Below are 12,816 nucleotides of genomic sequence, written 5' to 3'. Positions count from 1 at the left end.
GATGTCCGGCAGGACAGAGGGGGGTGGGCGGGAACTCGGCCTTTGCCCAAGTTCCCATTCTCTCGCGAACTCTCATCCGCGCGAGTGTGTCACGATTCCAAATAAGTGTCCGCCCAGTTCGACACCGCCCAGCGCGGGTTGTTGGCGATGTTGCCGACCGTGTCGCGCGCGACGGAGATGAAGCTCCACTCCGCCACATTGATCAGCGGCAAATCGGCCGCGACCTTCTTCTGGAACTCCTTGTAGAGCTCGGTGCGAGCCGACGTGTCGAGCGTCTGCGATGCTTTCGCGATCAGCGCGTCGAGGTCGGCGTTCTTGTAGCCGCCCTGGTTGGAGAAGGGCACGCCGTCGGGAATGCCGCTCTGCACCAGGATGGTGGTCGAGATCGCCGGGTCGCCGCGGAACACCGGCGGGCCGACGGCGAGGTCGAAGGCGTGGTCGGTATAGACGGCTTTGATATGCGCGGCGGAGTCGTTGTTGACGATCTCAGCGTCGATGCCGATCGCGGCGAGCGCCTGGCGCAGGTAATCGCCGAACTGCTTCGTCTCGTTGAAGTAGGGCGCCGGCAGCAGCTTCAGCGCAAAGCGCTTGCCGTCGTCGGCGCGCTTGTAGCCGGCTTCGTCGAGCAGCGCATTGGCCTTGGCGATGTCGAAAGGATAGGTCGGCACGTCGGCGGTGTAGAATTGCGGATCGTTCTTCGGCACCGGGCCGGTGGCGGTCGCGGCATAGCCGAGGAAGATCGTCTTGGCGACGAAATCCTTGTCGATGGCATGCGCGATCGCCTGCCGCACTTTCAGATCGGCCAGCTCCTTGCGGCGATGGTTGATCTCGACGATGAGCTGGTAGGTCAGCCCCTCATAGCCCTTGGTGATGACCTTCAGGCCTGGCACTTTGGAGATGCGGTCGAGATCGGCGAGCGGCACGGCGGAGAAGGCGGCGAGCTGGATCTCTTCCGCCTCGAGCGCCGCGGCGGCGGACGTGCGATCAGGGAGCACCTGGTAGACGATCTCGTCGAGATAGGGCTCGTCCTTGCCCCAATAGGCGTCGTTCCGGGTCAGCCGGTAATACTGGCCGGCCTTGTATTCGGCGAATTTGAACGGACCGGTGCCGACCGGGGCGTTGTTGGCCGGGTTCTCCTCGATCTTGCCCACCTCATAGAGGTGCTTCGGCACGACGCTCGACAGCGCCGGCAGCGCGTTGCGGATCAGCTGGAACGGCGTCGGCTTGGCGAATTTGAAGATTGCGGTGAGCTCGTCCGGCGTATCGACGGCCTCCAGGTCCTTGAACACGGTGCGGCCGAGATTCTGCAGCGGCTTCCAGATCTGCAGCGCCGAGAAGGCGACGTCGGCCGAGGTGAAAGGCTTGCCGTCATGCCATTTGACGCCGTCGCGCAATTTGAAGGTCACCGACAAGCCGTCGGCAGCACCTTCCCAGGAAAGCGCCAGCCGCGGCTGCAGCCCGTCCTTGGCATCGAAGGAGGCTTCGGCCAGCGTCTCGACGATCTTGCTGGAAATGAAGAAAACGCCGTTGGAGGCGACGATTGCCGGGTTGAGGTTGCGCGGTTCGGAATCCGCAGCGACGATCAGCCGGCCGCCCTTCTTCGGCGTCTGCGCAAGGCCGATGGTGGGCAATGCGGTCGAGGCCAGCAGCAGCGCCGAGCCGGCCAGCAGGCCGCGGCGTGAAATCGTCAATTCGGACATCGCTCAAACTCCCCTCTTCGCGCCATGGCAGGCGCGGCAATCCGGTGATTATGGCCCTTGGCAAAGGTTTCGCCAGAGACGGATTTGGCGCATCATGGCTTGGCTTTGAAATTTCCGTCCGCTGGACCAGCCAGCCGACAGAGGCTCTCATGCTCTTGTCTGGTCGGACCAGGCTGCAGAAAGGTGGGATCGGGATTTGGGCAGAAACCCGCCTTTGGCGCGAAAGTGATCAATTCTGGCTGGACCAGAGTGGTCAAAAAGATGCAGATTTGGCCAACAGCCATACATCATGACGTTCGGCGCTCCTGCGGCCGATGAAAACAGGGAGAGGCAGATGAACATCGCTCCGGGCAAAACCGAGGTCAGCAATGTCCCGTTCGATCAGTCGCGGGTGGATCGGCTGATGGAAGACGCCGGCATCGACGTGCTCTTCGCCACCTCCAAGCACAACACGCAATATCTGCTCGGCGGCTACAGGTTCATCTTCTTCGCGGCGATGGATGCGATCGGTCATAGCCGCTACTTGCCGATCGTCCTTTACGAGAAGGGCGGGCCGGAACATGCGGCCTATATCGGCAACAAGATGGAAGGCGGCGAACATCAAAATCATCCGTTCTGGACGCCGACCTTGCATGCCGCCTGCTGGGGCACGCTCGATGCCGCCAATCTGGCCGTGGAGCATCTCAAGCAGATCGGCAAGCAAGCCGCCCGCATCGGCATCGAGCCGGCCTTCCTGCCATCGGATGCCTATATGCTGATCCGCAAGGCGCTGCCGGATGCCAAGCTGATCGACGCGACCGACATGCTGGAGCGTATGCGCGCCATCAAAACCGAGGCGGAGCTCGAACAGCTGCGCATCGCTTCAGAGCTGATCACCGATTCCATGCTGGCGACGATTGGCTGGGCGCGCGAGGGCACGAGCAAGAGCGACATCATCGAGCAGCTCAGGCGGGAGGAGACCAACCGCGGCGCGCATTTCGAATATTGCCTGCTGACGCTGGGTTCCAGCCACAATCGCGCGGCGTCGAGCCAGGCGTGGAAGAAGGGCGAGGTGTTGTCGATCGATTCCGGCGGAAATTACCACGGCTACATCGGCGACCTCTGCCGCATGGGCGTGCTTGGCGAGGCGGATGCCGAGCTGGAGGATCTTCTGGCCGAGGTTGAAGCGGTGCAGCAGGCCGCCTTTTCCAAGGTCAAGGCCGGCACGCTGGGCGGCGACATGATCGCGCATGCGGAGAGCGTGCTGAAGGCATCCAAGGTCGCGGCCTATACGGATTTCTTCGCCCACGGCATGGGGCTGATCACGCATGAGGCGCCGTTCCTGATGACCAATCACCCGGTCGCCTATGAGGGCACGTATGCTGCCAAGCCGCTGGAAAAGAACATGGTGCTGTCGGTCGAGACCACCATGCTTCACCCGACACGCGGTTTCATCAAGCTTGAGGACACGGTGGCCGTGACCGATGCCGGCTATGCGATGTTCGGAGATCGCGGACGAGGGTGGAACAGGGGTGGGGCGGCAGCTTAGCCTCGACGGCGCTCCCCCTCACCCGGATTGCCAGCGAATTGCGAACGGCAATTCGGGGCAATCCGACCTCTCCCCAAGGGGAGAGGAGCGTGCTGGTGCCAGCGCCAACCTCTTCTCCCCGCCGCGAAGCGGCCAGATGAGGGGCTGCGACGCTGAAGATTATTTGCCCGCCGGCAGCAGCCTGAAATCCGGCAGGTCGCGAAGCGCCAGCTCCGGTCCCGCGGGCGAATAGACGACGAAAAGCTGCATCGACTGGTCGCCGGTGTTGAGCGTCGAATGGAAGCGGCTTTCCGGCACGTAGATGGTGCAGCCGGGGCCGACTTTCGCCACCACCGGATTGCCCTTCTCGTCCTCGACCATCTGCTCGCCATTGCCGGAGATGACGAAGATGATCTCTTCCGTGCCCGGATGGTTGTGGCGGGTATGCCCTTTGCCGGGCGGCAGGTCGACGACGCCGCCGGAGAAGCGGGCGGCGCCGTTCACTTCCGGCGCGACGGTCAGCGACAGCTTGCCCCAATCGAAGCCGAAGGCGCTGACATCCTTCGGGTAGACGAACACCTTGCTCTTGTCGGCCATTTCCTCATCCCTTCTTTTCGCTTTTGTCGGACCATCGGATTTTCCCAAAACCGGCTTCCACTTTTAGGTCCGATGCTCTAGCGAAACCGCCTTGAAATCCGCCGTCTGCCTGGCGATCGCCGCTTCGGCCGGCAGCCGTTCCATCGAGCTTGCGCCGTAGAAGCCGTGCAGTCTCTCGCAGCGCTCGAGGATGTAGCGCGCATCGTCGGGCATCGAGATCGGTCCGCCATGGCAAAGCAGGATCACATCCTTGCGCACCGAGCGCGCGGCATCGGCAATGGCGTCGATCTCCTTCACGCAGGCGTCGAGCGTTTTCGCCGAGGTGGCGCCGATCGAGCCGCCGGTCGTCACACCCATATGGGCGACGATGATGTCGGCGCCGGCTCGCGCCATGGCGCGCGCTTCGTCCGGATTGAAGACGTACGGCGTCGTGAGCAGGTCGAGCTTGTGTGCTTCGGCGATCATGTCGACCTCGAGCCCAAAACCCATGCCGGTCTCCTCGAAGCTTTGGCGCATGGTGCCGTCGAACAGGCCGACAGTCGGAAAATTCTGCACGCCGGAAAAGCCCATCGTCTTCAGCTCTGCGAGCAGCAGCGGCATGATGACGAAGGGGTCGGTGCCGTTGACGCCGGCCAGCACCGGCGTCTTCTTTACCACCGGCAGCACCTCATAGGCCATCTCCTTGACGATCTCGTTGGCGTTGCCATAGGCGAGCAGGCCGGCGGCCGAGCCGCGCCCTGCCATGCGATAACGGCCGGAATTGTAGATGATGATCAGGTCGATGCCGCCGGCTTCCTCGGCCTTGGCCGACAGGCCGGTCCCGGCACCGCCGCCGACGATCGGCACGCCGTCGGCGATCATCTTGCGGAATTTCTCCAGGATTTCCTTGCGCGGAATTGCAGCCATGCTTGTCTTGTCTCACTTCTTGGCGATGTCGAGAAATGCCTCGACCGCGGCCTTGGCGAAGGCGGGGTCGTTGATGTGCAGTGGCAGGCGCGTGACGGTGCGGTCCCTGGTCGGCTCGATCGTACGCTCGATGGCATCGAACAGTGCCGCATCGGCCTCCGTGTCGAAAAAGACGCCGCCTTCGATATCCAGCGCCGAGACGCCCTTTTCCGGGATGAGGAAACGGACCGGGCCGTCGCATCGGGCGAGGCGGCCGCCGATCCATTCGCCGATCCTACGGCATTCCTCGGCCGTGGTGCGCATCAGCGTGACATTGGGGTTGTGCTCGTAGAAGAGCCGCCCACGATACTTTTCCGGAATGGTCGGTGAGGCCCAGAAGTTCACCATGTCGAGCGCGCCGACCGAGCCGACATAGGGCAATTTCGTGCGGGCGATGGCGCCGAAGCGATCCTCGGTCGCCGGCAGCACTCCGCCGAACAGGAAATCGCAGACCTCGGTCGTGGTGATGTCGAGGACGCCCGCCAGTAGACCGCTGTCGGCGAGCTTTTCCATCGAGCGGCCGCCGGTGCCGGTGGCGTGGAAGACCATGCAGTCGTAGTCGGCGCGCAAGCGCTCGACGATCGCGGTTACACAGGGCGTGGTGACGCCGAACATGGTGAGCCCGAGCGCCGGCTTGTCGGCATCGGTCGAGGCGGGCCTCGCGGCCATGCCGGCGATCGCCTGCGCGGCATTGTGCAGCACCGTGCGGGAGAGCCTGTTCAGTCCCGCCATGTCGGTCACCGACGGCATCATGATGATGTCGGAGACGTCGACGTAAGGCGCGGTGTCACCGGAGGCCAGCGTCGAGATCATGAGCTTCGGAAGACCGAGCGGCAGCGCCCGCATCCCGGCAGTGACGATCGAGGTGCCGCCGCCCCCGCCGATGCCGATGACGCCGGCGACGTCATTCCGCGAGCGGATGAAATTGGCGAAGGCAGCGCCCATGCCGGCAACGGCGGCGCCGCGATCGTCGATGCCGAGAACAGCGCCGGCTCCCTTGGCATGATGCGCGGCGACCTCGCTGGCAGGGATATCCACCGGGACGGTCGCGCCGCGTATGCCAATATCGACACGGACGACCGCGCCTCCGGCCGCCGCGACGGCATCGGCCAGGAAGGCGAGTTCCTCACCTTTGGTGTCGGCGGTGCCGACCACATAGATGCGCTTCATCCGCGGTTCCCCGTCGTGCGGCATGGTCGGCTTTGCCGCCCGCCTTTCTGCCCCATCCTTAAGCTCCTCGGCTAAAGCCTCGTCGCTGGTGGGGAACCCCGTTATTGCCCAGCGTTGCGCCATTGCAAATTTTTGAGACGCGCGTATCGTATTGACATGGATGTCTCACGTCAACAAGCGGCCTCCAGCGATGATGCCTCCCAGGCGCCGGCCGCCGAGAAGGGGCCTCGCGCCCGCACAAAGAGGCTGATGCTGGAAACAGCGACAAGGCTGATGCAGTCCGGCATGACCCCTTCGGTCAGCGAGGTCGCGGAGGCGGCGGAGGTGTCGCGCGCGACCGCCTACCGCTATTTCCCCAGCCAGGCGGCGCTGGTGCAGGCCGTGGTCGATGAAGGGCTCGGTCCGATCCTCACCTGGAAGTCGGCATCCGGCGATGCCGAGCGGCGCGTGGCGGATCTGTTCGCGACCGCGATGCCGCGCATCGAGGCCTTCGAGGCGACGTTCAAAGCGGCGCTGAAACTGTCCCTCGATCAATGGGCGCGGCGCCAGGCGGGCACGCTCGGATCGGAACCCGCCTTCACGCGCGGCCATCGCGTCGACTTATTGAAGGATGCGATCGCGCCGCTCAAGGGGCGCCTGAAGCCCCGCCAGTTCAAACGCCTGGCGCAGGCGCTGTCGCTGATGTTCGGCGTCGAGGTGGTGACGGTGCTGAAGGATATCTGGGGGCTGGATAGCGCCGAGATGGTGTCGGTGGCGCAATGGGCTGCGGGCGCGCTGGTGCGCGCCACGATGGCGGAATCAGAGGCAAAATCGGCAGGAATGTCGGCGACGCCTGAGGCGACGATCGGTTAAATCTGGTTCGACCAGATTGCTGATACAGTTTTGAATGTTAATTGGAGTGAATGGCTCGTCACAAGGCCTTCGCGTATCAAGGAGTAGGAAAAACGAGGGAAAACAGACAGATGTCGTGATATTTGGCTTATTTGGTGCCGCCAGCCACTCAAGAAAGCGCTTGACGTCAAGGCAGAATTGGTAATACCAGATCAAGATGAATAAAGCGGATCGAAAGTGAAGGCTGCGATCTATTTCCGGCAGGGCGAGGAGGCCTGGAACCGGAGAGATGCCATCACAGGAGGAACTACCAGGGCCGGCTTCGCTGCCGGCCCCGCATGACACGGTAGAATGCGCACAAGGGAGGAAAACTATGCGCAAGTTAGTGACCAGCGTGCTTGCTGGTGTCGGCCTAGCGCTTGCCTGCGGGACGTCCGTCCGCGCGCAGGATAAGGAACTCACCATCTTCTGGGCGGAATGGGATCCGGCCAACTACCTGCAGGAACTCGTCAACGACTACACGGCCGAAACCGGCGTGAAGGTCACGGTTCAGACAACGCCATGGCCCGACTTCCAGACCAAGGCCTTCACCGAGTTCAACGCGCATGGCGACGCCTACGATTTGGTGGTCGGCGATTCGCAATGGCTCGGCGCCGGTTCGACGCAAGGCCACTATGTCGACCTCACCGACTTCTTCAACAAGCACAAGCTCAACGACGTGATGGCGCCGGCGACCATCAAGTATTACGCCGAATACCCGGGCGGTTCCAGCAAGTACTGGGCAATCCCGCTGGAAGGCGACGCCATCGGCTGGTCCTATCGCAAGGACTGGTTTGAGGATCCGAAGGAGAAGGAAGCCTTCAAGGCCAAATACGGCTACGACCTCGCCGTGCCGACGACCTATGCGCAGCTGCGCGACATTGCGGAGTTCTTCTACCGTCCGGACCAGAAGCGTTACGGCGTAGCCATCTACACCGACAACTCCTATGACGCGATGGCGATGGGTGTCGAAAGCGCCATCTTCAGCTATGGCGGGGATCTCGGCGACTACGCAACCTACAAGGTCGACGGCATCACCAATTCGAAAGAGGCCGCAGCTGGCCTCGACATGTACAAGCAACTCTACAAGTTCACGCCTCCGGGCTGGGGCAAAACCTTCTTCGTGGAAGATAACCAGGCAATCACCGGTGGCCTCGCCGCGATGAGCATGAACTTCTTCGCCTTCTTCCCGCCGCTGGTGAATAAGGCCACCAACCCTTACGCCGACGTCACCGGCTTCTTCGCCAACCCGGCCGGGCCCGACGGCAAGCGCTTCGCCGCTCTCGGTGGCCAGGGCATCTCCGTCATCTCGTACTCGAAGAACAAGGACGAGGCGATGAAGTTCCTTGAGTGGTTCATCAAGGACGAGACGCAGAAGAAGTGGGCCGAGCTCGGCGGTTACACATGCAGTCAGGCTGTGCTCAAGTCCGAAGCTTTCCAGAACGCAACGCCCTACAACAAGGCGTTCTACGACACGATGTTCATGGTCAAGGACTTCTGGGCAACGCCTGAATACGCCGAAGTGCTCGATCAGCTGAACCAGAACATCTATCCATTCGTGGTCGGCGGCAAGGGCACCGCCCAGGAGGCGCTCGACAAGACCGCTGCCGACTGGAAGGCGACCTTCACCAAGTACAACCGCTACAAGTAAGCATCACAGTCAGAATGCCGGAGGAGGGTTTCCCCTCCGGCATTCCTATTTTCAGGAGACAAAGTTGGCTTCGGTAGCCCTCACCAATCTTGATCCCGCGTCCAGGGCCGCCGCGCGCGGCTGGTCCGATCTGACCATCCGCAACCTGTTCATCATCCCGACGCTGGTCTTTCTGATCGTCTTCAACATTTTTCCGCTGATTTATTCGCTCGGCTATTCCTTCACCAATTTCGCGGCCAACCGCGCGGAGCCCTGGCAGTTCGTCGGCTTGCAGAATTATCGCGAGCTGCTGAGCGACGACCACATCTGGTCGAACTTCGTCATCACGGCGAAATACGTCATCGTGTCGGTGGCCGGGCAGATGATCGTCGGCTTCGGCCTCGCCCTTCTGCTCAACCGCAGCTTCCCGATGAAGGGCCTGATCACCACGCTTCTGCTGTTGCCGATGATGATGTCGGCGGCGGTCGTCGGCCTGTTCTGGCAATTGCTCTATAGCCCGTCCTGGGGACCGATCAACTATGTGTTCAGGCTCGGCGACTTCGCCTGGCTCTCCAATCCCGACAGCGCGCTCTATGCGGTCGCGATCACCGATATCTGGATGTGGTCGCCTTTCGTCATGCTGCTCTCGCTCGCCGGACTCTCGGCGGTGCCGCAGCATCTCTACGAGGCGGCCGCGATCGACCGTGCCGGATGGTGGTACACTTTCACCCGCATCACCTTGCCGCTGGTCTCGCCGATTCTATTGATCGCGCTGATCTTCCGCACCATGGAAGCCTTCAAGACCTTCGACATCGCCTACACCATGACCACTCAGCCGACGGCCGAGCTGATCGCAATCCGGCTTTACAAGCAGGCCTTCCAGCAATGGGATACGGGCAAGTCCTGCGCGTTGGCCTACATCGTCCTGATCATGGTGCTGGCGATCACCAACCTCTACGTGAAGTATCTCAACAAGGTGAAGGAGCGCTGACATGGCCGCCGTCCGCACTTCTTCCGAGGTCGCCTTCAACCGCATCGCCATCGCCGCGGTGCTGATCGCCACGCTGGTCTTCCTGGCGCCGATCTACTGGATCGCCTCCACGGCGTTCAAGCCGAAGGAACTCGCCGTCAGCGTGCCGCCGACCGTGCTGTTCGAGCCGGAGGTGACACCGTTCGTGCGGCTCTTCACCAAGCGCGTGCAGATGCAGAAGACCGTCGACCCGCAAGTCTATGATGCCGCGCCCTGGTGGGAGAAGCGCATCTATGACGGCGGGGAGCGCGTGTTGAAGGTCGGCAAGGACGTTCAGCTGTCGCAATATCCCGACCGGTTCATGAACAGCCTGATCGTGGCGGTGATCAGCACGGTGCTGGCGGTGGGCATGGGGACCTTCACCGCCTACGGCTTCTCCCGCTTCAAGATCGCCGGCGAGGCGGATCTGCTGTTCTTCATCCTGTCGACGCGCATGCTGCCGCCGGTGGTGGTCGCGATCCCGATGTTCCTGATGTACCGGATGGCCGGCCTCAACGATTCGCATATCGGGCTAATCATCCTCTACGTCGCCTTCAACTTGTCCTTCTCGGTCTGGCTGATGAAGGGCTTCATGGACGAGATCCCGAAGGAGTATGAGGAGGCAGCACTCGTCGACGGCTACACGCGCATGCAGGCTTTCTTCAAGATCGTGCTGCCCGAGGCCGCGACCGGCATCGCCGCCACCGCCGTGTTCTGCTTCATCACCGCCTGGAACGAATACGCCTTCGCGTTGATCATGACCAACCGGCGGGCGCAGACGGCGCCGCCCTTCATTCCATCGCAGATCGGCTCCGGCCTGCCGGACTGGACGACGATCGCGGCGGGCACCTTCCTGTTTCTGCTGCCGGTTGCGATCTTCACCTTCCTGCTGCGCAATCATCTGCTGCGCGGCGTGACGTTCGGAGCGATCCGCAAATGAGTTTTCGCGCCATCAACGAGAAATACCTGTTGCCGGCCTCGCAGATCCTCATGGTGCTGGGCATCGTCGCGCTCTGCCAGCCATGGAGCCTTAACCTGCATTCCTACGGCGTGACGATCATCCTGGCCGGGCTGATCGGCTTCAACATCACGTCGAAGATTGCGCCGGAGCGCGGCGAGGAAACCGGCGCCGCGACGCATGAGGGAGCCCGGCAGTGACACAGATCGAACTTCGCGGCATCGAGAAATTCTTCGGTGCCGTCCAGGTCATCCACAATTTGAACCTCGCCATCACCGACAACGAATTCATCGTGCTGCTCGGACAGTCGGGCTGCGGCAAGACCACGACGCTGCGCGCGATAGCCGGGCTGGAGACGATCGACAAGGGCGACATCCTGATCGACGGCAAGGCGGTGCAGCACCTCAAGGCCGCCGATCGCGACATCGCAATGGTGTTCCAGTCCTTCTCGCTCTACCCGCATATGACGGTGTTCGAGAACGTCGCCTTTCCGCTGCGCGCAACGCGCATGAGCAGCGGCGAGGTCGACAAGTCCGTGCGCGAGGTCGCCCGGGTCCTGCGCATCACCGACCTGCTCGACAAGAGGCCGTCGGCGCTCTCGGGCGGCGACATGCAGCGCGTGGCCATCGGCCGTGCGCTGGTGCGGCGCCCGAAGGCGATGCTGATGGACGAGCCGATCGGCGCGCTCGACGCCAAGCTGCGCGAGGAAATGCGCGCCGAGATCAAGCGCCTGCACGTCAAGCAAGGATCGACCACGATCTATGTCACGCACGACCAGATCGAGGCGATGAGCCTCGCCGACCGTATCGTCATCATGCATGAAGGCTTCATCCAGCAGGTCGGCACGCCGGACGATGTCTATTCGCATCCGGCAAACCTGTTCGTGGCGCAGTTCGTCGGCAGCCCGGTGATGAACATCGCCGAGGCCAGTGTCGCGGATCAAGCGGGCGCCGCCTCCGTAACCGTCGGCGATGCGCCGGCCGGCTTCGAGTTCCCGCGCCAGCTCCTGTCCAAGCTCAACGGGCATGCAGCCAATGGCGGGGTGACGCTCGGCATCCGTCCGGAGGGCGTGCTCGTCCGGCACGATGCGGCGCCCGGCTACATACCAGTCGAGGCGAACATCATAGAGCCGCTCGGATCCTTCGACATTGTCGACCTCAAGGTCGGCTCCAAGATGCTGCGCGCCCGTACCAAGGCCGGTTACGTCTCGGGTCCCGGCGAAAAGGTCCATGTGCGCATCGATCCCGAGCAGGCGCATTTCTTCGACACGGCAAGTGGCAAGTCACTCGGAGTAAGGCTGTAATGGCCCATATCGAACTGAAGAACATCACCAAGAAGTTCGGCGGCCACACGGCGTTGACCGGACTCAACCTCGACATTGCCGACGGCGAGTTCTTCGTGCTGCTCGGTGAAACCGGCGCCGGCAAGACGACGGCGTTGCGGTTGATTGCTGGGCTCGAAAAGCCGACCGAGGGCCAGGTCTTCATCGACGGCGTCGACGTCGCCGACTGGGGTGCGGCCGAGCGCGATGTCGCGCTGGTGCTGCAGCAATATTCGCTCTATCCGCGCTACACGGTACGGCAGAACCTCGAATTCCCGCTGAAGCCGAAGATCCGCCGGCTGCCGGATGCCGAGATCAAGGACCGTGTGGCGCGCGCCGCCCGCACGCTTCGTATCGAGCATCTGCTCGACCGCAAGACCGACCGGCTTTCCGGCGGCGAGATGCAGCGCGTCTCGATCGGCCGCGCGATCGTGCGCAAGCCGCGCGTGTTCCTGATGGACGAGCCGCTGTCGGCGCTCGACGCCAAGCTGCGCGAAGCGCTGCGCACGGAATTGAAGAACCTGCAGATGCAGCTCGGCGCCACGTTCCTGTTCGTCACGCATGACCAGATCGAGGCCATGTCGATGGGCGACAAGGTCGGCGTGCTCAACCATGGCCGCATCGTTCAGACCGGCACGCCCCATGAGATCTACAACAATCCGCGCGACACCTATGTCGCGAGCTTCGTCGGCTCGCCGCCGATGAACCTCATCGACGGCAGGCTGGTCAACGACCGCGCCGTGATGGCGCCGGTGAATTTCGAACTGCCGCTCACAATTGCGGCCAAGAGCTTTGGCGGGGGCCGGGCGAGCGGCGCGACCGATGGTCGCCCGCTCGTCTTCGGCATTCGTCCGGAGGACGTCTATCTGGAGAGCGGGGCGCCGGTCGAGGCAAGCGTCCACGATGTCGAGAACCATGGCGTGGAGAAGATCCTGACGCTCAGGGTCGGCGACACGATGCTGCGGGCGACCGTGCCGGCCAGGACCGACGTCGCGATCGAACAGCCGGTGCGCTTTGCCTGGAATCCGGACAAGGTGGTGATGTTCGACAAGGGCAGCGGCGTCAGCCTGCGGCACGCCGGATAGAAGTCTTAACCTGCTGCCTTGCTC

General features: G+C 62.8%; 13 protein-coding genes. 9 read left to right on the top strand and 4 right to left on the bottom strand.

Annotated features, from left to right (window positions below; all coding sequences use genetic code 11):
• Nucleotides 1-89: 89 nt before the first annotated feature.
• Nucleotides 90-1,700 carry an ABC transporter substrate-binding protein gene (locus tag LB565_RS26170; RefSeq protein ID WP_224589007.1) on the bottom strand — a complete coding sequence of 537 codons (1,611 nt, stop codon included), beginning with the start codon at nt 1,698-1,700 and terminating at the stop codon, nt 90-92.
• Here LB565_RS26170 and LB565_RS26165 point away from each other — a divergent pair.
• Nucleotides 1,679-1,993: a hypothetical protein gene (locus LB565_RS26165; RefSeq protein WP_224589006.1), complete on the top strand. Its 315-nt coding sequence runs from the start codon at nt 1,679-1,681 to the stop codon at nt 1,991-1,993. The two genes, LB565_RS26170 and LB565_RS26165, sit on opposite strands and share 22 nt — an antisense overlap.
• A 41-nt stretch (nt 1,994-2,034) precedes the next feature.
• Entirely contained in the window at nt 2,035-3,228 is a 1,194-nt protein-coding gene (locus LB565_RS26160) for a M24 family metallopeptidase (protein WP_224589005.1), read from the top strand.
• Nucleotides 3,229-3,387: 159 nt separating this feature from the next.
• Here LB565_RS26160 and LB565_RS26155 read toward each other — a convergent pair whose 3' ends face one another.
• The 3 genes from LB565_RS26155 to LB565_RS26145 form a co-directional block, all read right to left on the bottom strand.
• Complete coding sequence (locus LB565_RS26155) at nt 3,388-3,804, bottom strand: cupin domain-containing protein (RefSeq protein ID WP_224589004.1); 417 nt, start codon at nt 3,802-3,804, stop codon at nt 3,388-3,390.
• 63 nt (nt 3,805-3,867) lie between these two features.
• Complete coding sequence (locus LB565_RS26150; protein WP_224589003.1) at nt 3,868-4,710, bottom strand: phosphoenolpyruvate hydrolase family protein; 843 nt, start codon at nt 4,708-4,710, stop codon at nt 3,868-3,870.
• A 12-nt stretch (nt 4,711-4,722) separates the two neighbouring features.
• A complete protein-coding gene (locus tag LB565_RS26145; protein WP_224589002.1) occupies nt 4,723-5,919 on the bottom strand; it encodes a Tm-1-like ATP-binding domain-containing protein in 1,197 nt (398 codons plus the stop codon).
• 156 nt (nt 5,920-6,075) lie between these two features.
• On the opposite strand from LB565_RS26145, the gene LB565_RS26140 reads away from it, so the two are divergent.
• From LB565_RS26140 to LB565_RS26110, 7 genes are all read left to right on the top strand, one after another.
• Entirely contained in the window at nt 6,076-6,771 is a 696-nt protein-coding gene (locus LB565_RS26140) for a TetR/AcrR family transcriptional regulator (protein ID WP_224589001.1), read from the top strand.
• Between the two features lie 352 nt (nt 6,772-7,123).
• Nucleotides 7,124-8,440 carry an ABC transporter substrate-binding protein gene (locus LB565_RS26135; protein ID WP_224589000.1) on the top strand — a complete coding sequence of 439 codons (1,317 nt, stop codon included), beginning with the start codon at nt 7,124-7,126 and terminating at the stop codon, nt 8,438-8,440.
• Between the two features lie 64 nt (nt 8,441-8,504).
• Nucleotides 8,505-9,410 carry a carbohydrate ABC transporter permease gene (locus tag LB565_RS26130; RefSeq protein ID WP_224588999.1) on the top strand — a complete coding sequence of 302 codons (906 nt, stop codon included), beginning with the start codon at nt 8,505-8,507 and terminating at the stop codon, nt 9,408-9,410.
• Nucleotide 9,411: 1 nt separating this feature from the next.
• The gene (locus LB565_RS26125) at nt 9,412-10,368 is read left to right on the top strand and encodes a carbohydrate ABC transporter permease (protein WP_224588998.1); all 957 of its coding nucleotides are present in this window, start codon (nt 9,412-9,414) and stop codon (nt 10,366-10,368) included.
• Entirely contained in the window at nt 10,365-10,586 is a 222-nt protein-coding gene (locus LB565_RS26120; protein WP_224588997.1) for a hypothetical protein, read from the top strand. The genes LB565_RS26125 and LB565_RS26120 overlap by 4 nt, the downstream gene beginning before the upstream one ends.
• Nucleotides 10,583-11,689, top strand: a complete 1,107-nt coding sequence (locus tag LB565_RS26115; RefSeq protein ID WP_224588996.1) for an ABC transporter ATP-binding protein — start codon at nt 10,583-10,585, stop codon at nt 11,687-11,689. Before LB565_RS26120 ends, LB565_RS26115 begins: the two co-directional genes overlap by 4 nt.
• Nucleotides 11,689-12,792 carry an ABC transporter ATP-binding protein gene (locus LB565_RS26110; protein ID WP_224588995.1) on the top strand — a complete coding sequence of 368 codons (1,104 nt, stop codon included), beginning with the start codon at nt 11,689-11,691 and terminating at the stop codon, nt 12,790-12,792. The genes LB565_RS26115 and LB565_RS26110 overlap by 1 nt, the downstream gene beginning before the upstream one ends.
• The last annotated feature ends 24 nt before the right edge of the window (nt 12,793-12,816 follow it).

Source organism: Mesorhizobium sp. CA14 (assembly GCF_020165195.1).
Taxonomy (GTDB): Bacteria; Pseudomonadota; Alphaproteobacteria; order Rhizobiales; family Rhizobiaceae; genus Mesorhizobium.
The sequence above is the reverse complement of the archived record's forward strand: the minus strand, read 5'-3'. Positions and strand labels throughout refer to the sequence as shown.

Bases quoted from the DNA above. Each gene is read 5' to 3' on its own strand.
- LB565_RS26150 (WP_224589003.1), bottom strand. From the start codon at position 4,710: ATGGCTGCAATTCCGCGCAAGGAAATCCTGGAGAAATTCCGCAAGATG.
- LB565_RS26140 (WP_224589001.1), top strand. From the start codon at position 6,076: ATGGATGTCTCACGTCAACAAGCGGCCTCCAGCGATGATGCCTCCCAG.
- LB565_RS26145 (WP_224589002.1), bottom strand. From the start codon at position 5,919: ATGAAGCGCATCTATGTGGTCGGCACCGCCGACACCAAAGGTGAGGAA.
- LB565_RS26160 (WP_224589005.1), top strand. From the start codon at position 2,035: ATGAACATCGCTCCGGGCAAAACCGAGGTCAGCAATGTCCCGTTCGAT.
- LB565_RS26155 (WP_224589004.1), bottom strand. From the start codon at position 3,804: ATGGCCGACAAGAGCAAGGTGTTCGTCTACCCGAAGGATGTCAGCGCC.
- LB565_RS26135 (WP_224589000.1), top strand. From the start codon at position 7,124: ATGCGCAAGTTAGTGACCAGCGTGCTTGCTGGTGTCGGCCTAGCGCTT.
- LB565_RS26120 (WP_224588997.1), top strand. From the start codon at position 10,365: ATGAGTTTTCGCGCCATCAACGAGAAATACCTGTTGCCGGCCTCGCAG.
- LB565_RS26110 (WP_224588995.1), top strand. From the start codon at position 11,689: ATGGCCCATATCGAACTGAAGAACATCACCAAGAAGTTCGGCGGCCAC.
- LB565_RS26125 (WP_224588998.1), top strand. From the start codon at position 9,412: ATGGCCGCCGTCCGCACTTCTTCCGAGGTCGCCTTCAACCGCATCGCC.
- LB565_RS26170 (WP_224589007.1), bottom strand. From the start codon at position 1,700: ATGTCCGAATTGACGATTTCACGCCGCGGCCTGCTGGCCGGCTCGGCG.